At 74.0% G+C, this 20,300-nt stretch carries 14 protein-coding genes; 7 read left to right on the forward strand and 7 right to left on the reverse strand.

Annotation, left to right across the window (positions count from 1 at the left end; all coding sequences use genetic code 11):
* Positions 1 to 2: 2 nt before the first annotated feature.
* Together ACFZAU_RS33295 and ACFZAU_RS33300 are read right to left on the reverse strand one after the other, a co-directional pair.
* Positions 3 to 1,205, reverse strand: a complete 1,203-nt coding sequence (locus ACFZAU_RS33295; protein ID WP_500555256.1) for an RsbRD N-terminal domain-containing protein — start codon at positions 1,203 to 1,205, stop codon at positions 3 to 5.
* A complete protein-coding gene (locus tag ACFZAU_RS33300) occupies positions 1,202 to 2,452 on the reverse strand; it encodes a helix-turn-helix domain-containing protein (protein ID WP_500555257.1) in 1,251 nt (416 codons plus the stop codon). The genes ACFZAU_RS33295 and ACFZAU_RS33300 overlap by 4 nt, the downstream gene beginning before the upstream one ends.
* Before the next feature lie 358 nt (positions 2,453 to 2,810).
* Here ACFZAU_RS33300 and ACFZAU_RS33305 point away from each other — a divergent pair, with 358 nt between their 5' ends.
* The 3 genes from ACFZAU_RS33305 to ACFZAU_RS33315 all read left to right on the forward strand — a co-directional run bounded on the left by ACFZAU_RS33305 (position 2,811) and on the right by ACFZAU_RS33315 (position 8,100).
* Positions 2,811 to 4,079, forward strand: a complete 1,269-nt coding sequence (locus ACFZAU_RS33305; RefSeq protein ID WP_500555258.1) for an ABC transporter substrate-binding protein — start codon at positions 2,811 to 2,813, stop codon at positions 4,077 to 4,079.
* A 162-nt stretch (positions 4,080 to 4,241) separates the two neighbouring features.
* Positions 4,242 to 7,073, forward strand: a complete 2,832-nt coding sequence (locus ACFZAU_RS33310) for a DEAD/DEAH box helicase (protein ID WP_500555259.1) — start codon at positions 4,242 to 4,244, stop codon at positions 7,071 to 7,073.
* Between the two features lie 349 nt (positions 7,074 to 7,422).
* Positions 7,423 to 8,100 (forward strand): TetR/AcrR family transcriptional regulator, encoded by a 678-nt coding sequence (locus ACFZAU_RS33315; RefSeq protein WP_500555260.1) that lies wholly within the window; start codon positions 7,423 to 7,425, stop codon positions 8,098 to 8,100.
* Between the two features lie 21 nt (positions 8,101 to 8,121).
* On the opposite strand, the gene ACFZAU_RS33320 is transcribed toward ACFZAU_RS33315, so the two are convergent.
* From ACFZAU_RS33320 to ACFZAU_RS33330, 3 genes are all read right to left on the reverse strand, one after another.
* The gene (locus tag ACFZAU_RS33320) at positions 8,122 to 9,063 is read right to left on the reverse strand and encodes an ADP-ribosylglycohydrolase family protein (protein ID WP_500555261.1); all 942 of its coding nucleotides are present in this window, start codon (positions 9,061 to 9,063) and stop codon (positions 8,122 to 8,124) included.
* Between the two features lie 127 nt (positions 9,064 to 9,190).
* Positions 9,191 to 9,418 carry a DUF6011 domain-containing protein gene (locus ACFZAU_RS33325; RefSeq protein ID WP_499603525.1) on the reverse strand — a complete coding sequence of 76 codons (228 nt, stop codon included), beginning with the start codon at positions 9,416 to 9,418 and terminating at the stop codon, positions 9,191 to 9,193.
* A gap of 105 nt (positions 9,419 to 9,523) precedes the next feature.
* Positions 9,524 to 10,381 (reverse strand): siderophore-interacting protein, encoded by an 858-nt coding sequence (locus tag ACFZAU_RS33330; protein WP_500555262.1) that lies wholly within the window; start codon positions 10,379 to 10,381, stop codon positions 9,524 to 9,526.
* Between the two features lie 165 nt (positions 10,382 to 10,546).
* On the opposite strand from ACFZAU_RS33330, the gene ACFZAU_RS33335 reads away from it, so the two are divergent.
* Positions 10,547 to 11,902 carry a cytochrome P450 gene (locus ACFZAU_RS33335; RefSeq protein ID WP_500555263.1) on the forward strand — a complete coding sequence of 452 codons (1,356 nt, stop codon included), beginning with the start codon at positions 10,547 to 10,549 and terminating at the stop codon, positions 11,900 to 11,902.
* On the opposite strand, the gene ACFZAU_RS33340 is transcribed toward ACFZAU_RS33335, so the two are convergent.
* The gene (locus tag ACFZAU_RS33340) at positions 11,871 to 12,788 is read right to left on the reverse strand and encodes a 5'-3' exonuclease (RefSeq protein ID WP_500555268.1); all 918 of its coding nucleotides are present in this window, start codon (positions 12,786 to 12,788) and stop codon (positions 11,871 to 11,873) included. The genes ACFZAU_RS33335 and ACFZAU_RS33340 overlap by 32 nt on opposite strands.
* 183 nt (positions 12,789 to 12,971) lie before the next feature.
* Between ACFZAU_RS33340 and ACFZAU_RS33345 the strand changes: the two genes are divergently transcribed.
* From ACFZAU_RS33345 to ACFZAU_RS33355, 3 genes are all read left to right on the forward strand, one after another.
* Positions 12,972 to 14,105 carry a quaternary amine ABC transporter ATP-binding protein gene (locus ACFZAU_RS33345; protein WP_500555269.1) on the forward strand — a complete coding sequence of 378 codons (1,134 nt, stop codon included), beginning with the start codon at positions 12,972 to 12,974 and terminating at the stop codon, positions 14,103 to 14,105.
* Entirely contained in the window at positions 14,098 to 15,903 is a 1,806-nt protein-coding gene (locus ACFZAU_RS33350; RefSeq protein WP_500555264.1) for an ABC transporter permease/substrate binding protein, read from the forward strand. The genes ACFZAU_RS33345 and ACFZAU_RS33350 overlap by 8 nt, the downstream gene beginning before the upstream one ends.
* A gap of 106 nt (positions 15,904 to 16,009) precedes the next feature.
* Positions 16,010 to 16,786, forward strand: coding sequence for a helical backbone metal receptor (locus ACFZAU_RS33355; RefSeq protein WP_499603517.1), 777 nt, complete (start codon positions 16,010 to 16,012; stop codon positions 16,784 to 16,786).
* Positions 16,787 to 16,864: 78 nt separating this feature from the next.
* Here ACFZAU_RS33355 and ACFZAU_RS33360 read toward each other — a convergent pair whose 3' ends face one another.
* On the reverse strand, positions 16,865 to 19,960 hold the full coding sequence (locus ACFZAU_RS33360; protein ID WP_500555265.1) for an alpha-L-rhamnosidase-related protein: 3,096 nt from the start codon (positions 19,958 to 19,960) through the stop codon (positions 16,865 to 16,867).
* Positions 19,961 to 20,300: the final 340 nt, after the last annotated feature.

Raw genomic sequence — 20,300 nt, forward strand, 5'->3', positions numbered from 1 at the left:
GCTCAGGCCGCGGGAGCGGAGCGGAACGCGTCGACGGCGAGGGCGAGGTCGACCAGTTCGCGGGGGCGGGTGAGGCGGCGGCCGGTGAGCAGTTCGAGACGGCGCAGGCGGTTGAGGACCGTGTTGCGGTGGCAGTCCATGCGTGCGGCGGCGGCGCGGGGCGAGCCGTCGCACTCCATCCAGGTGGCGAAGGTGCCCAGCAGCGACTCGCGTTCCTCGTCGGTGAGGTCCCGCAGAGGGCCGAGGACGCGCTCGGCCAGTTCGCCGGCGAGCCGCCGGTCCGCGGCGGCCACCACCGTCGGCATCCGCTCCTCCCACAGCGCCACCTCGCCGTCGGAGGCACACGTGGGCAGGGCCAGTTCGGCGAGCGTCAGTGCCCGGCGCAACTCGGCCAGGCCGCGTACGACCGGGCTGACGCCCGCCCGCAGTCCGGGGACCGCGCCCAGGAGCGCGGCGAGCGCCCCGGGGGAGCGGTCGCCGAGCAGGACGACCAGGACCTCGCCCCTTCCGCGGGGCACCCGCAGCACCCGGCTGCCGGCGCCCACCGGGAAGGCGTCGTCGCCCGGCGTGCCGGAGGCCGAGGCCCGCACGCTGGTCACCGCGACGACGAAGCGGCCGTCGCCCGGCACGCCCAGGGCCTGGGCCGCCGCGCGCACGCCGAGGCTGTCGGTGCGTCCGTCCAGCAGCGCGCCGAGCACGTGGACGGCCTGCCCGCCGCCGGCGGACCCGCCCTCGCCCAGGGTCTCCCGGTAGGCGTCGGCCAGGATCGTCGTCGTGCGCTCCCGGAACCCCCACATGCGCGGGGCGACGTGCACCATGAGCGGGATGCCGGCGGGGTGGTGCGCGGCGACGGTGTCGACCAGCCCCTGCCACACGACCGCGCCGCCCACGGCGAAGACGTGCGCCAGCAGTTCCGGCGGCATGCCCCGCGCGGCCTGGCGCCGGCCGGCCTCGCGCACGGAGCGGGCCGCGTCGGCGTCCCGTTCCGGGTCGGCGAGCCGGTCGAGGTGCATGGTGATCATCCTCGCGAAGCCGTCCAGGGAGCAGTCGGGGTCGTCGGCATGGTCCACAAAGCCGGGTACCTCGGCGTGCAGCCGGGCCATGACCCGCTCCGACACCTCGCCGACCTGCTCCTTCATGCGCAGCGCCGCCGTCCGCAGCAGCTCCCGCACCGCCTCGTCCTGCCCCTGCGGGCGCGCCGTCACCGGGCCGCTCCCGGGTCGTGCGTCGTGCGGATCCGCTCGGCGTCCAGGGCGAGGGCCAGATGGACCACGTCGCGCGGGCGCGCCACGGAACGGCCGGTCAGCTCCTCCACCCGCCGCAGCCGCCGGCGCACGGTGTTGGCGTGGCAGAACAGGGCGGCCGAGGCCCGCTCGACGGAGCCGCCCGCCTCCACCCACGCCTCCAGGGTCTCCAGCAGCACGGTGGCCTCCGCGGCGTCGGCCTCGCGCAGGCCGCCCAGCACTCCGGCGGCGACCTCGCTCGCCACGTCCGGGCGGCGGGCGAGCAGCCCGGCCGGGTAGCGGCGGTCGAGGACGGCCACCTCGCCGTCCCGGGTGCAGGTGCGCAACGCCAGTTCGGCCAGTTCCCTGGCGTGCCCGACCTCGCCCAGCCGGTCCACCTCCGGGCTCAGCCCGGCCCGCGTCCCGGGGGGCACCTCCAGCGCCGCCGCGAAGTCGCCGACGGCCAGGTCGTCCAGCTCGGCGAGCAGCACCTCGCCGCCGGCCGGGAGCGACGCGCGGTGCACCCGCACCCGGGAGGGCACCGCGCTGCGGGGACGTGCGGGCGGCCGGACACCGGCGGCGGCGCGGACGACGGCGACCGCGAAGCGCCCCTGCCCGGGCAGGCCGAGGGCGTCCGCGGCCTCCGCGAGGCCCGGGGCGTCCAGCCGCCCGGCGAGCAGGGCCTCCAGCGCCCTGCGGCCGCGCTGCCGGTGGAACGTCACCTCGCCGCGGGCCCGCACATAGGCGTCGGCCATCAGCCGGCTGTCGCGCTCGAACAGGTCCCAGACCTCCGCCGCCGCGCGGGCGATCAGCTGCGTCCCCTCGGGACCCTGGCCCGACCCCGCCCGGACCAGCGTGAGCCACAGCGCGTCCCCCGCCGTACGGCAGGCGCCCATCATCGGCTCGAGCGGGAAGCCCTGCCAGGCCCGGCGTTCCCCCACCCACGACAGGTACTCGGCGGACACCGCCGAGCGCCCGGGATCGGCGAGCGAGTCGAGGACGGCGGCCACCGACCCCTCGGTCTCCGCCAGGAACCCGGCCGGGGCCAGCGCGGGCTCCCGGTAGGCCGGGTGCCGGTCCCGGATCCGCTCGACGATGTGCTCCGCCACCGGCCCCACCTGCCCGCGCACCTGCGACGCGGCGGCCCTCAGCACCTCGTGGTGGCCCTGGCCAGGGGCGTCCGTGGCAGCCGCCGTGCTCACCGGACGCGTCGGCGCGGGCCTGGCCATCGGGTCTTCCTCTCGGCTCTCCGGGCGCGGGACGCGGAGCCCCGAGGTCGGCGGGCACCGCACCGGCATTCCTACCGGCTGGTAGGCGGGCCCGGAAGACAGGTGACGCAAACGTGACCGACATCCGGACGGAACCCTCACATCAGCGAACACGTGGCCGAACGGGACGGCGCGGGCGGTGCCGCTGCACAGCCCGGCGCCCGGGCCGTTGGGAACCGCGACCAGAAACGCCCCCACCCCTCGCCGAACCGGCCGTCATCTCTTCCCATGGAGCTCCCGCATCACCGGCCCCGGGCGATGGCCCCGGCCGCGCCCGCGGCGGCCCCCCGCGGTCCCACCCTCCAGGAGCCAGCACACCGTGACCCGGAAACAGCGCCTCAGGCCCACCGTCGTCCTCACCACCGCCCTCGCCTGCGCCCTCACGGCCTGCGGCGGGGACACCGGCAACGTCGCCGACGACGGCCCGGTCGACGCGCACGGCGTGAAGATCGGGCCGGGTGTGACCGACTCCACCGTCACCCTGGGCGTCCTCACCGACCTGTCCGGCCCGTACGGCTCCCTGGGCCGCTCCGTGCTGCAGGCCGAGAAGCTCTACGTCGACCAGGTCAACGCCAAGGGCGGGGTGTGCGGCCGCAAGCTCAAGCTGCTCGTCCGCAACCACGGCTACGACGTCGAGACGGCCGTCGTCCAGTACAACGGCATGGAGCCGAAGATCGCCGCGATGCCGGGGCTGCTCGGCTCGACGATCATCAACGCCCTGCTCGACCGCATCGAGGTCGACGACCTGATGACGACGTCGCTGGGCTACTCCTCGGTCCTGCTCGGCCAGGCCGCCCTGACGACGATCAACTCCACCTACGACGTCGACATGGTCAACGGCTTCGAATACCTGGCGGACACCCGGGGCTTCGGACCGGACGACAGGATCGGCATCCTCTACCTGGACGGCGACTACGGCGGCAACGCGCGGCGCGGGGCCCGGTTCGTCGCCGAGCGGCGCGGCATGGTCCTCGTGGAGAAGAAGGTCGGACCCACCCAGGAGGACCTGTCCGAGCAGGTGAAGGAACTCGCCGCGTCCGGCGTGAAGGCGGTCCTGATCAGCACCAGCCCCCCGCAGACCGCCTCGGCGGTCGGCACCGCCGCCGCGATCGGCCTCGACGTGCCGTTCCTCGGCAGCGCCGTCGGCTACGACCCGCAGCTGCTGAAGACCCCCGCGGCCCCGGCGCTGCTGAAGATGCTGGAGCTCGTCGCCCCGACACCGGCGATGACCGACGACTCCCCCGAGGCCGTCGAGCTCGTCGAGGAGTACCGGCGCCGCTACCCGGGGGCCCCGCTGGACCAGGGGCTGGAGACCGGGCACAACACGATGGCCGTCGCCGTCCAGGACCTGAGGTCGGCCTGCGAGGCCAAGGACCTCAGCAGGCTGGGCATCATCGCCGCCCACCGCGGGCTGAAGGGGTTCGACCCCGGGCTCGGCCCGGCCCTCGACTTCTCCGACCCCTGGCGGCCGAGCGCCACCCAGAGCTACATCGTCAAGCCGGCGCAAGGGGTGCCCGGCGGTCTGGCCGGGGTGAAGGACGCCTTCAAGGTCCCGTTGGTGGAGGAGTACATCGCCCGCATGATCTGAGCCGTCCGGGACGGGGGCGCGGGCGCGGCGCGGCGCGATGCCCGGGGCGTGGTGCGGGGCGGCGCCCGGGGCGCGACACGCCCTAGCCCCCGCGCTCTGGGTTTTGCTTCGGCAAAAAGATCATGTCGACTGTCAGTGCGGCCCGGTAGTCTCGTTTTCAAGATGAACGACGAGATGTCTCCCGCCGAGCGTTACGCGGCGTCCCGGGTCCGCGCCGCCGAGCAGGCCACCGCTCTCGCGGGCTTCCGCGAGCTGTACGACTTCGGGCTGGACCCCTTCCAGATCGAGGCCTGCCGGGCCCTCGAGGACGGCAAGGGCGTGCTGGTGGCGGCACCCACCGGCTCCGGCAAGACCATCGTGGGCGAGTTCGCCGTCCACCTGGCCCTCGGCGAGGGCCGCAAGTGCTTCTACACCACCCCCATCAAGGCGCTGTCGAACCAGAAGTTCACCGACCTCGTCAAGCGCTATGGCGCCGAGCGGGTCGGCCTGCTGACCGGCGACAACAGCGTCAACGGGGACGCGCCGATCGTGGTCATGACCACCGAGGTGCTCCGCAACATGCTGTACGCGGGCTCCCAGGCGCTCGACGGCCTCGGCTACGTGGTCATGGACGAGGTGCACTACCTCTCCGACCGCTTCCGCGGCGCGGTCTGGGAGGAGGTCATCATCCACCTCCCGCAGTCCGTGACCCTGGTCTCGCTCTCCGCGACCGTCTCCAACGCCGAGGAGTTCGGCGACTGGCTCGACACCGTCCGCGGCGACACCCAGGTGATCGTGTCCGAGCACCGCCCGGTGCCGCTGTGGCAGCACGTGCTGGCGGGCCGCCGGATGTACGACCTGTTCGAGGAGAAGCAGGGCGCAGGCCCGGGGGCGCAGCGCGCCGTCAACCCCGACCTGGTGCGGCTGGCCCGGACGGAGAACCAGCGCGCCTTCAACGGCCGCGACCGGCGCGGCGGCAAGATGCGCGAGGCCGACCGCGAGCGGGAGCGCCGCCAGCAGCGCCGGATCTGGACGCCCAGCCGCGTCGAGGTCATCGAGCGGCTGGACGCGGAAGGGCTGCTGCCCGCCATCACGTTCATCTTCAGCCGGGCCGGCTGCGAGTCGGCGGTGCAGCAGTGCCTCTACGCGGGCCTGCGGCTCAACAACGACGAGAACCGGGCCAAGGTCCGCGCCATCGTCGAGGAGCGCACCAAGTCCATCCCCGACGAGGACCTCAACGTCCTCGGCTACTTCGAGTGGCTGGAGGGCCTGGAGCGGGGCATCGCCGCGCACCACGCCGGCATGCTGCCGACCTTCAAGGAAGTCGTCGAGGAACTCTTCGTGAAGGGCCTGGTCAAGGCCGTCTTCGCCACCGAGACGCTGGCGCTGGGCATCAACATGCCGGCCCGCTCCGTGGTCCTGGAGAAGCTCGTCAAGTGGAACGGCGAGGCCCACGCCGACGTCACCCCCGGCGAGTACACCCAGCTCACCGGCCGTGCCGGACGCCGCGGCATCGACGTCGAGGGCCACGCGGTCGTGCTGTGGCAGCGCGCCTTCGACCCGGTCCACCTGGCGGGCCTGGCCGGCACGCGCACCTATCCGCTGCGCTCCTCCTTCAAGCCCTCGTACAACATGGCCGTCAACCTCGTCGGCCAGTTCGGGCGGCACCGCTCCCGGGAGCTGCTGGAGACCTCGTTCGCGCAGTTCCAGGCCGACCGCTCGGTGGTCGGCATCTCCCGCCAGGTGCAGCGCAACGAGGAGGGCCTGGACGGCTACCGCGCCTCCATGACCTGCCACCTCGGTGACTTCGACGAGTACATGTCGCTGCGCAGACAGCTGAAGGACCGCGAGGCCGACCTGTCGCGACAGGGCGCCAACCAGCGCCGGGCGGCCGCCTCCGAGGCGCTGGAGAAGCTCCGCCCCGGCGACATCATCCACGTCCCGGCCGGCAAGTTCGCCGGCCTGGCGCTGGTCCTCGACCCGGGCGTGCCCGCCGGCCGCAGCCCCGGCCACCACAACCGGCACGACCCGTTCCACCACGACGGCCCGCGCCCGCTGGTGCTCACCGCGGAACGGCAGGTCAAGCGGCTCGGGCAGATCGACTTCCCGGTGCCGGTCGAGGCGCTGGACCGGATGCGCATCCCCAAGTCGTTCAACCCGCGCAGCCCCCAGTCCCGGCGCGACCTGGCCTCCGCCATGCGCTCCAAGGCCGGCACGGCCGGCATCGCGCCGCAGCGGCAGCGCCGCCAGCGCTCGGCCGCCGCCGACGACACCGAGATCGCCCGGCTGCGCACCGAGATCCGCTCGCACCCCTGCCACGGCTGCGACGAGCGCGAGGACCACGCCCGCTGGGCCGAGCGCTACCAGCGGCTGCAGCGCGACACCAAGCAGCTCGAGCGCCGCATCGAGGGCCGCACCAACACGATCGCCCGCACCTTCGACCGGATCTGCGCCCTGCTCACCGACCTCGGCTACCTCGAGGCCGACCAGGTCACCGCCGACGGCCGCCGGCTGGCCCGGCTCTACGGCGAGCTCGACCTCCTGGCCAGCGAGTGCCTCCGCGACGGCGTCTGGGACGGCCTCGGTCCCGCGGACCTGGCCGCCTGCGCCTCCGCGCTGGTCTACGAGTCCCGCTCCGCGGACGACGCCCTGCCGCCGCGGCTGCCGTCGGGCAGCGCCAAGCAGGCGCTCGGTGAGATGGTCCGCATCTGGGGCCGCCTCGACGCCCTCGAGGAGGACCACCGCATCAACCAGGCCGAAGGCGTCGGCCAGCGCGAGCCCGACCTCGGCTTCGCCTGGGCGGCCCACCGCTGGGCCTCCGGCCACGGCCTGGACGCGGTGCTCCGCGACGCCGACATGCCCGCGGGCGACTTCGTGCGCTGGACGAAGCAACTCATCGACGTCCTCGGCCAGATCGCCGACGCCGCGCCCGAGGGCAGCCCGGTGCGGCGCAACGCCCGCAAGGCCGTCGACGGGCTGCTGCGGGGCGTCGTGGCGTACTCCTCGGTGGGCTGACGCCCGCGGGGCGCGCCCGGCGCCGGTGCGGGGTCCTGGCGGCTGCGGGTGTCGGGGTCGGTTGTTCGGCTGTCCCGGCATCTCGCGCCCTGTGCGCGCACGGCGCCGGCTGCGGACGGGGAGGGCGGGGTGCGGCCCGGTGGGCGGCTGAAGTTCAGGCGCCGGAGCGGGGCCGGTTGTTCGTGCGGTTGCGGTCTCGTTGCCGTCCGCGGGTGCAGATGGCCGGTGACCACGCTTCCTCACGGTGGGTGGCGCGTCCGCCGTAACCGCTTCCCCGGCACCGGTCTCCGTCAGCGTGATGTCCGGTCGTCCGCGGACCCGAACGGGGGCCCTGTGCGAGGATCGGGGCGTGAGCACCACGGGACGGCGCGTCGGGCGCCCGCGTGCGCAGGCGAGGCCGGACAGCGGCATGACCGCCCGCGAGGAACTGCTGACCGCCGCGGCCGAACTCTTCACCACGCAGGGCTACGCGGCCACCACGACCCGCGCCGTCGCCGAGCGCGCCGGGATGCGGCAGGCCTCGATGTACCACTACTTCGGCGGGAAGGAGGACCTCCTCGCCGCGCTCCTGGAGGGCACCGTCCGCCCGTCCCTGGAGCTCGCCCACGCGCTGGTCGCCCGCACCGACGCACCCGCGGAGGCCCGGCTGTGGGCGCTGTGCCGGGCGGACGTCGCGCTGCTCTGCGACGGCCCGCACAACCTCGGCGCGCTCTACCTGCTCCCCGAGGTCCGTGCGGGGCGCTTCGCCGGCTTCCGTGCCGTCCGGGGCGAACTGAAGGCCGCGTACACCGCCCTGATGGCCGCGACGACCCCGGGCGCCGCGCTGCCCGCCGCCGAACTGGCCGTCCGCGCCGGCCTCGTCTTCGGCCTCATCGAGGGCGTGATCCTCATCCGGCGTGACGGCCCGGTCCCCGACCCCGCCTCCTTTGCTTTTGCGACCGCCGACGCGGCACTGCGCGCCGCCGGCTGCCCGGACGGCGCCCTGCCCGCCCTGCACCGCGCCGCCGAGGCACTTCCGGCGCACTGACGCGGCCCGGCGGCCGTCCGCTCAGTCCCCGACGAGCCGGACCGCCAGGGCGACCAGGTCCGCACGGCGCAGCACACGCCCCGGAGAGCCGGGCATCGGCACATGCAGGGGAGCCGTCCAGCGTTCGGGTACGGCCGTGAGGCCGTACACCGCGCCGGCGAGGGTGCCCGTGACGGCGGCGACGGTGTCCGTGTCGCCGCCCACGTCGACGGCCGCGCGCAGTGCGGCCTCGAAGTCACCGGTGGTCCGCACGGCCCAGACCGCGGAACCGAGGCAGGGCCACACGGCGCCGTTGAACTCCGTGGCCAGGTCCGGGTGCCAGCCGGGCGCGAGGACGGCCGCCCACCGCTCGTGGAAGGGTTCGGGCACCTGCGCCAGGGCGTCGGCCACGACGGCGGGCGCGACGGGGTCGCCGCCGTCGAGGGCGACGCGTACGAGGTCGTGGAGGATCGCGCTGCCCTCCCAGGCGGCGCGGTCGCCGTGGGTGAGGGCGGCCAGCCTGCGGGCCGCGTCGAGGGAGACTGCGCGTCCCCGTCCGGCGAAGTGGACGGCGGCGGGCGCGGCCCGCATCAGGGCGCCGTTGCCGGCTGCCCGGTGGTTCGTCTGGAAGTGCACCGCCGCCGCCAGGTTCCAGGGGTCCCCGGAGAACAGGACCGCCTCGGTCTGCAGCCCGATGTCCTTGGGGTCCGCGGCCGCCCAGCGCACGAAGCGTGCGAAGACGTCGGGCAGGTCGAGGGTGCGCCGTTCCAGCAGGGAGTCGGCGACGAGCACCGCCATCTGCGTGTCGTCGGTGGCCTCCCCGGGGTCCCAGCCGCCGCCTCCGCACATCTCGTGGCCCGTGCCGGACTCCGGGAAACGGGCGCTGAACGCGCCCGGCGGGCCGAACTCGAAGGGCGCCCCGAGCGCGTCGCCGACGGCCGATCCGACGACCGCGCCGGCCGCGCGTTCCCCACGGGGCGTCACTTCCTGCCTCCTGCGCCGACGGTGAGCGGCGGCGAGAGCATGACGGCCGGGGCGACGCGGTTCCAGGGCAAGGGGTGCACGGCTGAACCGTAGGCGCTCGCCGTGCCGTCCGGTGGGGCGGGGGCCTTCACGTGCCGGGCAGGCGGTCCTGTTCGACGTCGAAGCGTCCGACGCGGGGGGCCGTGCCGAGGCCGTGCTTGCGGCGGCAGCCGCGGCCGCGGCCCCACAGCCGGGCGTCGTGCGCGGTCAGCGGCCGGTGGCAGTCGGCGCAGAGGACACGCGGACGCTCCCCGGGCGGCTGCCCGTCGGTCATCAGGCCAGGGAGCGGGGAGGGTTCGGGTACGGGTGCGGCCATGGGGCCAGTGTGGCAGCGCAGGCTGCCGTGCGCGCGGGTGCCGCCGGCTTCGGGGCACTCATGTGCTCACGCCAGGCCCGGGGCCGCGGAAACGGTGACGGTGCGTCAGGAAGCCAGGGCCCGGGGCGGGTTCTCCTGCTCCTCCTCGATGCGGCGGTTCCACTCCGGCTTGGAGGCCTGCCAGCCGTCCTCGTCGTGCCCGGTGCGCCAGTAGCCCGAGATCGACAGCCGCTCGCGCGGAACGCCGAGTTCGACCCGCAGCAGACGGCGGAGCTGCTTGACGAAGCCCGCCTCGCCGTGGACGAAGGCCTGTACGTCACCCGGCGGGAACTCCAGCCCCGCCACGAGCCGGACCAGGGCCTCGCCCACCCGGCCGGAGCCGCGGTGGACCCAGACGATCTCGGCGTCACCGGGCGTGGAGAGCTTCTGCTCCTCCTCCGGGCCGGAGACCTCGAGGAACACCCGGGCGGGCGCCCCTTCGGGGAGCCGCTCCAAGGAGGCGGCGATCGCCGGCAGCGCGCTCTCGTCACCCACGAGCAGATGCCAGTCGGCGGCCGCGTCGGGCGCGTAGGCGCCGCCGGGGCCGAGGAAGAGGACCTCCTCGCCGGGCCGGACGCGCGCGGCCCACGGGCCGGCCAGGCCCTCGTCGCCGTGGTGGACGAAGTCGACCGTCAGCTCGCGGGTCTCGGCGTCCCACCGGCGCACCGTGTACGTCCGGATGCGCGGCCACTGCTCGCGCGGGAAGTCGGCGCGGATCCGCTGGATGTCGAAGGGCTCGGGGTAGCGCACGCCCTCGGCCGGGAAGAGCAGTTTGATGTAGTGGTCGCTGTACTCGCCGACGGGGAAGCCCGTCAGGCCCTCGCCGCCGAGCACCACGCGGATCATGTGCGGGGACAGCCGTTCCACGTGCTGCACCCGCGCGCGGTTGAGCTGCGGCTTCCTGCGCACCGGACGGTCTGCCATGAGCACACTCCTCGCATCAAGTTAGGCAAGCCTAACCCATTCGCCCCGTCCCGTGCAGCCCGGTCTCGGAAAGATCACGAGATCTTGGAACACCGGTTCCGATCCGTCGTCCTGAGATTTTGATGGGACGAGCGCGATCAGACGCTACCCGGGAGGCCCGCGCGCATGCGTTCCGAAACCGCCACCGCGATCACCGCAGGACCGCGCGGACTGCCACTGCTGGGCAACCTCCCGCAATTCGCCAAGGACCCGCTCACCTTCTTCACCGCGCTCCGCGAGTGCGGGGCCGGGCAGGTCACCTGGGCCATGGGCCGCACCCCCGCGCGCTTCCTCAATGATCCCGCACTCATCGGGGAACTGCTGTCGGCCCGCGAGTCCACCTTCTCCCTGCCCGACCTCGGCTGGTCCTTCCGCTACCTGATGGGCGAGGGCGTCGTCGTCGCCAAGGGCGCCGACTGGCGCCGCAAGCGCTCCCTCGTCCAGCCCTCGGTACGCCCCCGGCAGGTGCGGGCGTACGCGCGGACCATGGCCGACTGCGCGCGGGAGCTCGCCGACCGCTGGGACGGGGGCGAACGGATCGACGTCCGCCGCGAGATGACCGGCCTGACCCAGCGCATCGCCGTACGGACCGTGTTCGGCACCGACGCGGCCCGCGAGGAGGTCATCGGCCGCTGCATGGACGTCGCGCAGCGGCAGATGGGAGCCGAGTTCCGCGGACTGGGCGCGATGCTGCCCGACTGGTTCCGCACCCCGGGCCGGATCCGCTTCAAGGCCGCCGTCGACACCCTCGACGCCGAGGTGGCCCGGATCGTCGCCGCACGCCGCGAGACCGGCGGTGAACGCGACGACCTGCTCGGCCGGTTGCTCGCCGCCGTCGACGAGGAGGGCGTCCCGCTCACCGACAAGGAGATCCGGGACGAGACCGTCACCCTCTACAACGCCGGCCACGAGACCACCGCCACCACCCTCACCTGGGCCTGGCACCTGCTGTCCCGCAACCCCGACGCGCGCGAGGCGCTCACCGGGGAACTGCACCGGGTGCTCGGCGGCCGTACCCCCGGCTTCGACGACTACGCGGAACTGCGCTGGACCGAGGCCGTGGTGAAGGAGACCCTGCGCGTACGTCCCACGGTCTGGCTCAACCTGGCCGTCGCCGAGGAGGGCGCCACCCTGGGCGGCGAGCCCGTACCGGCCGGCACCCAGGTATGGATCAGCCCCTGGGCCACCCACCGCGACCCGCGCTGGTGGCCGCGGCCCGAGGAGTTCCGCCCCGAGCGCTGGCTGGAGGGCGCACCCGACACGATCACCGACCACACCTGGTTCCCCTTCGGCGGGGGCACCCGGGCCTGCCTCGGGGCGCGCTTCGCGATGGTCGAGGCCGTGATCGTGCTGGCCACCCTCGGCAGCCGCTTCCACCTGGACACCGGCGACGAGGAGATCGGGCCGGCCGTCGGCCTCACCCTCCAGCCCGACCGCGACGTGCGCGCCGTCACCCGGCCCGTTCCGGCCCCAGCACGCTGAGCAGCCGCTGCAGCGAGCCGCCCAGCCCCCAGCGTTCGGCCAGCGCGGCCAGCTCCTCGGGACGGCGCGGCTCGCGCGGCAGCTCCGGGGTGAACTCCGGCAGCGGCACGTCCGAGGCGACCCGCACCACCTCGGGCGCGACCGCCACGTACTCCCGGGCCTCATGGAGGCGCTTGCGCTGCGCCGGGGTGACCTTCGAGGCGGGGTCGTGGGCCGCGGCCATGATCCCGGCCAGGTCGCCGTACGCCTCCAGCAGCTTCGCCGCCGTCTTCTCGCCGATGCCCGGCACGCCCGGCAGGCCGTCGCTCGGGTCGCCGCGCAGCAGCGCCAGGGTCGCGTAACCGGGGCCGTCGGTACCGTACTTGGCGCGCAGCCAGGCCTCGTCCACCGCGTCGAGCGCGCCCACGCCCTTGACCGGGTACAGCACCCGCACCCCGTGGGCGTCGTCCACCAGCTGGAAGAGGTCGCGGTCGCCCGTGACGATGTCCACCGGGCCCGCCGCCAGTCCCGTCAGGGTGCCGATGACGTCGTCCGCCTCGTACCCCGCGACGCCCACCCGGGCGATGCCCAGCGCGTCCAGCACCGCCTCGATCACCGGGACCTGGGGCGAGAGGGTGTCCGGGACCTCCTCGACGTCCGAGCCGCCGGGCACCTCCTCGGCCACGCGGTGCGCCTTGTACGAGGGGATCAGGTCCACCCGCCACTGCGGCCGCCAGTCCGCGTCCATGCAGGCCACCAGGTCGTCGGGGGAGTGGTCGGAGACCAGGCGGGCGATGAAGTCCAGCAGCCCGCGCACGGCGTTGACCGGCGTGCCGTCCGGGGCGCGCACCGAGTCGGGCACGCCGAAGTAGGCGCGGAAGTAGAGGCTGGCGGTGTCCAGCAGCATCAGGCGTCGAGTCACATGCCGATGATGCCGCACGCCGCCGACACCCCGGCGCCGTGACCTCCGTCACGGAACGGTTTGCTCCGCTTGCCTCGGGGCAGCCGCCGTCCCGGAGCGGGACAGGAGCGCTCCACGACCAGCGCGCGGGGGCAGCCGGTCGTCCTCCCTACGACACGTGAGGTGTATGTGTACAGGCTGCAGGCAGAGCATCTGTACAAGGTGTTCGGTGCCGACCCCGAGGACGGCGTGCGCCGTCTGGAGGCCGGTGCCGGACGCGACGAACTGCGCGGGAGCGGTACGACCGCCGCGGTGATCGACGCGAGCTTCGACGTCCGCGAGGGCGAGATCTTCGTCGTCATGGGCCTGTCCGGATCGGGCAAGTCCACCCTGCTGCGCACGCTCAACGGACTCAATCCGCCCACCGCGGGACGGGTGCTCTTCGACGGCCGGGACCTCACCGCACTCAGCCCCCGCGAACTGCGCCGGGTGCGCTCGCACGGCATCAGCATGGTCTTCCAGCACTTCGCGCTCTTCCCGCACCGAAGCGTGCTCCAGAACGCCGCGTACGGCCTGGAGGTGCAGGGCGTCGGCCGCAGGGAACGCGAGGAGCGCGCCGCGCGGGCCCTGGAGCTCACCGGGCTGTCCGGCTGGGGCGACTCCTGGCCCGACGAGCTGTCCGGCGGCATGCAGCAGCGCGTGGGCCTGGCCCGCGCGCTCGCCACCGACGCCGACGTGCTGCTCATGGACGAGTCCTTCAGCGCCCTGGACCCGCTGATCCGCCGCGACATGCAGGACCAGCTGCTCGAGCTCCAGCGCGGCCTGAAGAAGACCATCGTCTTCATCACCCACGACCTCAACGAGGCCATGCGCCTGGGCGACCGCGTCGCCGTCATGCGCGACGGGCGCATCGTCCAGATCGGCACCCCCGAGGACATCCTGCTGCGCCCCGCCGACGACTACGTCAGCTCCTTCGTACACGACGTCGACCGCTCCCGCGTGCTGACCGCCGGCACCGTCATGCGGCCGCCGCACCGCCCCGACGCGGGCGAGTGCCGCTGCGAGACGGTCACCCCGCGCACCCCGCTCGCCGACGTCCTGCCGGTCAGCGCGCGCGTCCCGCACCCCGTGGCCGTCCGCGACGAGGCGGGCGACGTGGTCGGCGTGATCGCCAAGGACGGGCTGCTGGCCGCCCTCGGCGACCACGACGGCCCGGTGACGCCCTGCACCGACGAACCGGTCCGGGCCGCCGACCCCTCGCCCGCGAAGGGAGCCGCGCCCAGGGTGCCGGGCGGGCCGCGGAAGGAGGCGGCGCGTGCCTAGGCTGCCGCTCGGCGACTGGACCGACAGCGCCGTCACCTACCTGCGCGACCACTTCGGTCCGCTCTTCGACGTCATCAGCGCCGTCGTCTCCGGCATGTACGACGGCCTGGACGCCGTGCTCCAGGCCCCCGCCCCGCTGCTGCTCGCCGGCATGCTCGCGATCGTCGCGCTGTGGCTGCGCGGACTGACCGCGGGCGTGCTCGCCTTCGCCGGCCTGGCCCTCGTCGTCTCCGTGCAGCAGTGGGACGAGGCCATGGACACCCTGTCCCTGGTGCTGGTCGCCACCGTGATCACCATCGTGCTCGCCGTGCCGCTCGGCATCTGGTCGGCGCGCAACCGCACCGTCTCCGCGGCCCTGCGCCCGGTGCTGGACTTCATGCAGACGATGCCCGCCTTCGTCTACCTGATCCCCGGCATCTTCTTCTTCGGCGTCGGTCAGGTGCCCGGCATCATCGCCACCATCGTCTTCTCCCTGCCGCCGGGCGTGCGCATGACCGAGCTCGGCATCCGGCAGGTCGACGAGGAGCTCGTCGAGGCCGCGGAGGCCTTCGGCACCGCCCCGCGCAGCACCCTGCTGCGGGTGCAGCTGCCCCTCGCGCTGCCCACGATCATGGCGGGCGTCAACCAGGTGATCATGCTGGCGCTGTCCATGGTCGTCATCTCCGGCATGGTCGGCGGCGGCGGTCTCGGCGCCTCCGTCTTCACCGCCATCAGCCAGGTCGACATCGGCCTCGGCTTCGAGGCGGGCCTGTCCGTGGTCATCCTCGCCATGTACCTCGACCGCGTCACGGGCGCCCTCGGCACCCGCGTCTCCCCGCTCGGCCGGCGCGCCGTGGCCGCGGCCGCCGCGGCCTCCCCGCGCGGTCTGCAGCTGTGGAAGTACCGCCCGCAGACCTCCGTCGCCGTCGTCGGCATCGTCGCCCTCGCCCTGGTCGCGGGCGGGACGGGCGTCCTCGCCGGCGGCGACGAGGGCACCGCCGTCCCCGAGGTCGACGACGTCGGCAAGGGCCGCCAGGTCGACATCGGCTACATCCCCTGGGACGAGGGCATCGCCTCCACCTACCTGTGGAAGGAACTGCTGGAGCGGCGCGGGTACGAGCCGAAGGTCACCCAGTACGACGTCGGCGCCCTGTACACCGGCATGTCCGCGGGACGGGTCGACTTCGAGACCGACTCCTGGCTGCCCGTCACGCACCAGTCGTACTGGGAGAAGTACAAGAACGAGCTGGACGACTACGGCTCCTGGTACGGCCCCACCTCGCTCGAACTGACGGTGCCCTCCTACGTCAAGGGCATCGACTCGCTGGCCGACCTCAAGGGCAAGGGCAAGCAGTTCGGCGGCCGCATCATCGGCATCGAGCCCGGCGCCGGGATGATGAAGATGCTCAACGAGACCGTCCTGAAGAAGTACGGGCTGGAGGGCGAGTACCAGGTCACCACCGGTTCGACCGCGAGCATGCTCGCCCAGCTCGACCGCTCCATGAAGGCGAAGGAGCCCGTCGTCGTGACCCTGTGGTCCCCGCACTGGGCCTACAGCGAGCACAGCCTGAAGAAGCTGAAGGACCCACTCGGCGCCTGGGGCAAGGGCGACGGCATCCACACCCTCGCCCGCAACGGCTTCGCCGGCGACGAACCGAAGATCGCGAAGTGGCTCCAGGACTTCCAGCTGAGCGAGAAGGAACTGACCGGGCTGGAAGGCGCCGTGCACAAGGCCGGCCAGGGCCGTGAGCAGGACGGCGTCCGCGACTGGCTCGACGCCCACCCGGGCCTCACGGACCGGCTCGCCCCGGTCGGCTGACCGGCCCCCCGCCCCGGACGGCGCGGCGCACGGCACTTCCCCTCCCTGGTGCCGGAGCCGCGCCGTCCGGCCCTCCCCGCCCGGCGGGGATGGATACGGTGGAGACATGACCCGTCGCGACTCCGGACCCGCACGGCGTGTGGTCTCCCTCGTCCCCTCGCTCACCGAGGCGGTGGCGACCACGGCGCCCGCCCTCCTCGTGGGCGCCACCGACTGGTGCAACCAGCCGGCCGACCTGCGCGTCACACGGGTCCGGGGCACGAAGAACCCCGACATCGCGGAGATCGTCCGGCTCGCTCCCGACCTGGTCATCGCCAACGAGGAGGAGAACCGCGCGCCCGACCTCGCGGCGCTGCGCACGGCCGGGCTGACGGTGCTGGTCACGGAGGTGCGCAGCCTTCCGCAGGCCTTCCGGGAGCTGCACCGCGTGGTCGTCGAGGCCTGCGGGCTGCCGCGCCCGGCCTGGCTCGACGCGGCGGAGAAGACCTGGGCGTCGCTGCCGCCCGTCGCCCACCCCCGCACGGCGTTCGTCCCCGTCTGGCGCCGCCCCTGGATGGTGCTCGGCCGGGACACCTTCGCGGGCGACCTGCTGGCCAGGCTGGGCGTCGAGAACGTCTACGGCGGCCACCAGGAGCGGTACCCGCGGGTGCCCGTCGACGACCTCACCGGGAGCGGCGCGGACCTCGTCGTGCTCCCGGACGAGCCGTACCGCTTCACCGCCGACGACGGCCCCGAGGCCTTCCCGGACATACCCGCGGCCCTGGTCAGCGGCCGTCACCTCACCTGGTACGGCCCCTCCCTCGCCGAGGCGCCGGCCGTGCTCGCCGCCGCCCTCGCCCCACCGGCCCCCGCAGGCCCCGCCCCCGCCCGGCGCGGCGGCTGAGCCGGACGGCCCCCACCGCGGACGCACCCCGGCGTACGCGGGCCCGGAGCCACCGCGTACGCCGGGGAGCGGGCCGGGTCAGCCGCGCGACGCGGCCTTGAAGACGGTCCGGCCGGAACCGACCCGGTAGACGGCCCGCCCGTCCTCGACGCCCAGGTACGTGGCGTCGCTGCCGGCAACCGAGTAGTGGCCGCCGGCCACCACCGGCAGCGCGACCGTCGCCGTGACGTTGACCGGCACCTCGACCGTCGTGTCCACCCCGTGCCGGTTCCGCCGCCAGTCGACGCCGACGGTGCCGTGCTCGGTCCACTGGCTGCCCGAGGCGTGGCTCACGCCCGCGTCCGCCGGGGCGATCCGCACCGACGCGCCGCCCGGGCTGGTCACGGTGATCCCGAGGACACCCTCCAGCACCCCGACGACACCGGCGCCGCCCCAGCCGTGCGACATGCTCTCGCTGCTGCTCTGCGACACCTGGCCGGGCGCGCAGTCGCTGCTCGCGCAGCCCGGTGTCCACTGCTCCCACAGGAAGGTGCCGCCCTCGGCGAGGACCTGCGCCGGCCCGTCCGCGGAGGGATCGGTGAGGATCCGCACCAGCGTGTCCGGCCGGTCGGTCACCCGCAGCGCCTCCAGCAGGGTCCGCAGCGTCATCGGCCCCTGCCGCATCCCCTGCCGGGACAGTTCCGCGCCCAGCGCGGCGTACTCGGCGGGCTTCGCGACGCCGTAGGCGACCGGGAAGCTCTGCGCGTGCTCGCTCCGGTGCGCGATCAGGGCGCCGTCCGCGGACAGCCCGTCCGACCAGAGCCCGGTGCCGTCCCGCAGGCGCTCGCGCATCGCCGCCGTCAGTTCGTCCGCGCGGCCGGCGTAGACGTCCCGTGTGGCGTGGTCGCCGAGCGCGTCGGCGGCCTCGGCGACCGAGCGCATCGCGCCGACGCCGAGCGCGTTGACGACGGTGCGGTTCACGTTGCCGTCGGTGACGTAGCCGTACCGCATCGGCGAGGGCCAGTCGATGATGCCGTGCAGGTAGGCGCCGCTGCCGCCGGGCAGGTCGGCGACCAGGCCGCGGTCGTCCACCGCGGCGGAGACGTAGTCGGCGACGTTGCGCATCACGGGCAGGGCCCGGGCGAGCAGTTCACGGTCGCCCGTCGTGCGGTAGTAGCGCATCACCCACTCGGGGAACATCTCGGTGTAGTCGGGGATGTTCCGCTTGGCGTCGCCGTTGGGGTAGACGGAGTTCAGGGCGCCGTTCGGCCAGTAGCGCGCCTGGGAGTTCATGAAGGACACGATGGCCTGGCGGGTCAGGCTGCGCTCGCCCGACGCGGCCATCGTCGCGAAGGACTCGTCGACGGTGTCGCCGAGGAACTGGCCCTTCTCCCGGGTCGGCGTGTCCAGGAAGACGTTCTGCGCGGACTGCAGCGCCGAACGCTGCATCAGGGAGAAGACCTGGTCCAGGGTGTTGTCACTGCTGCGGAACGTGGCGGGGTGCGCCGCGTCGGTGTTCTGGACGACGGCGCTGACGTCGCGCGCGGTCAGCTTCTCGCCCGGATCGCTGATCTGCAGGTAGCGCCAGCCCCAGTAGGTGAAGGCCCGGGCGGTCTGCGGGCCGTCCTTCTCGGTGTAGAAGAAGCGCATGTTGCTGCCCTGGGTGTCCAGGCCCGACGTCCCCGCGCGGGAGTTCTCCACCCAGCTCGCGGCGGCGTGGTCCTCGCGCAGGGGACGGTCCAGGGTCACCGCCGTGCCGTCCACGGCCTCGACGGTGCGCGTCTCGGGACGCCCGGTGCCGTACCCGGTGGCGGGGGCGTCGACCACGATCTCGTCGCCCGCGTGGACGTTCGCCGTGTTCGCCAGTGTCACGGAGGTGTCCCCGGCGCGCACGGCGGCGGTCAGCGTGGAGTTGCTGCGGCGGTAGCTCGTGGTGAACGTCAACTGCCGGCCGGCGGTGCCGGAACGCAGCCGTACCGAGGGCACCGCGGCGTACACCTTCCCGAAGTCGGCCAGGACGGTGCCGTCGGGCAGGTGCAGCAGGGAGACCGGGTGGACGGTCTCCTGCGTGAGGTGCGCCTGCAGCGCCGACAGGTGGGTGAAGGCGCACGGGGACGAAGCGCCCTCGTAGGGCGCGCAGTTGTCCGGGTTCGGCCGCGGGTGGGCGCCGATGACGGTCGCGGGGGCCCAGGCGGAGTCGTCGTAGCCGGACGTGTTCCAGCCGGTCTGCTCGGCGGTGGCGTCGTAGTACTCCACGCGGTCGCCGGCGTCGCCGTTGCGGTAGGTCAGCGTGTCGACCCGCTGCGGCTCGTAGCGGTGGACCTTCCAACTGCCGTCGGAGACCGCCACGTCACGGGTGCCGTCCGCGTGCTCCACCACGACCTTGACCAGCAGCCCGGAGGGCCCCTCGGGGGCGTTCGGGCCGTTGGCCCGGCCCTGGCACTTGCAGGACCAGTAGTGCGTCAGCACGCCCACGGCCAGGTCCCGGCCCGCCTTGACGCCCTTGAGGGCGGCGACGTCGTAGAAGCCCTCGCCCGCGTACTCGTAGGACGAGCTGCGCTGCACGGTCCTGCCGTCGACGTCGACCTGCCAGTCGCCGGAGGCCGCGACGTACACCCGGGCGCCGACCACGGGGCTGCCCGCGGACACCCGTACGACCTTGCGGGCCGCCGTCCACTCGTTGCTCGCGTCGTTGCCCGTCGCGGGACGGCGGATCCACTGGGCGCCGGACCAGTCCTGGTCCGTCAGGCCCGTGCCGAAGGAGGCGCCGGCCGAGTAGGGGGAGGCCTCGCCGGCCCGGTCCCAGGTCCGCACCTTCCACTGGTACACGGTCCCGGGCGCGAGCGCGTGCCCGCCGTACGGCACCCAGGACTGCCCGGAACCGCGGACCTTGCCGCTGTCCCAGACGGTGCGGCCGCCGGGGGTGCGCACGACGACCTGGTAGGCGGTCTGGACCTCGTCCGAGTCGGCGTCACGTGGCAGCCAGCCGAAGCGTGGTGCGCCGTCGAGGGCGAGCGGGTCGGTCCGGTCGTCCACGGTCAGGCCCGTGGGCGCGCCCGGGGCGTGGTTGCGGGGCGCCCGCGCGTGGTCGGCGAAGGCTTGGGGGGTGGCGGCGGCGAGTGTCAGGCCCAGGGAGAGGGCGAGCAGGGCGAGGCGGCGGGGGAGGGGACGGGGGAGGGGTGGACGCCGTTTCATGGGCACCTTTCGGCGAGGTTTAAACGTTTCAATCCGCGTGCGTGAGTTATTGATACGTTTCAATCCTGTGAACGGCGAGCCTAGGGAGCCCTCCGGGCCACTGTCAATGTGCCGGCGTGTGGTTGCGCCGGTGGTTGTGTGCGGGTCCGTTGCGGTTGCGCTGCGCTGTGCTGCCCGGTTGTTGTGTGCGGGTCCGTTGCGCCTGCGGCGGGCGTCCGCCCGCCCTCCCTCCCGATTGCCCGGCGCGGTTGGTGCGGGCCTGCGCACTGTGCATGGGTGGGCCGGGGGCGGGGCCTCCGGGGTGGGCATTCTGTACCGCATATTTATGTGCATGACGGGC

The organism is Streptomyces sp. NPDC008238 (assembly GCF_042956445.1).
Taxonomy (GTDB): Bacteria; Actinomycetota; Actinomycetes; order Streptomycetales; family Streptomycetaceae; genus Actinacidiphila.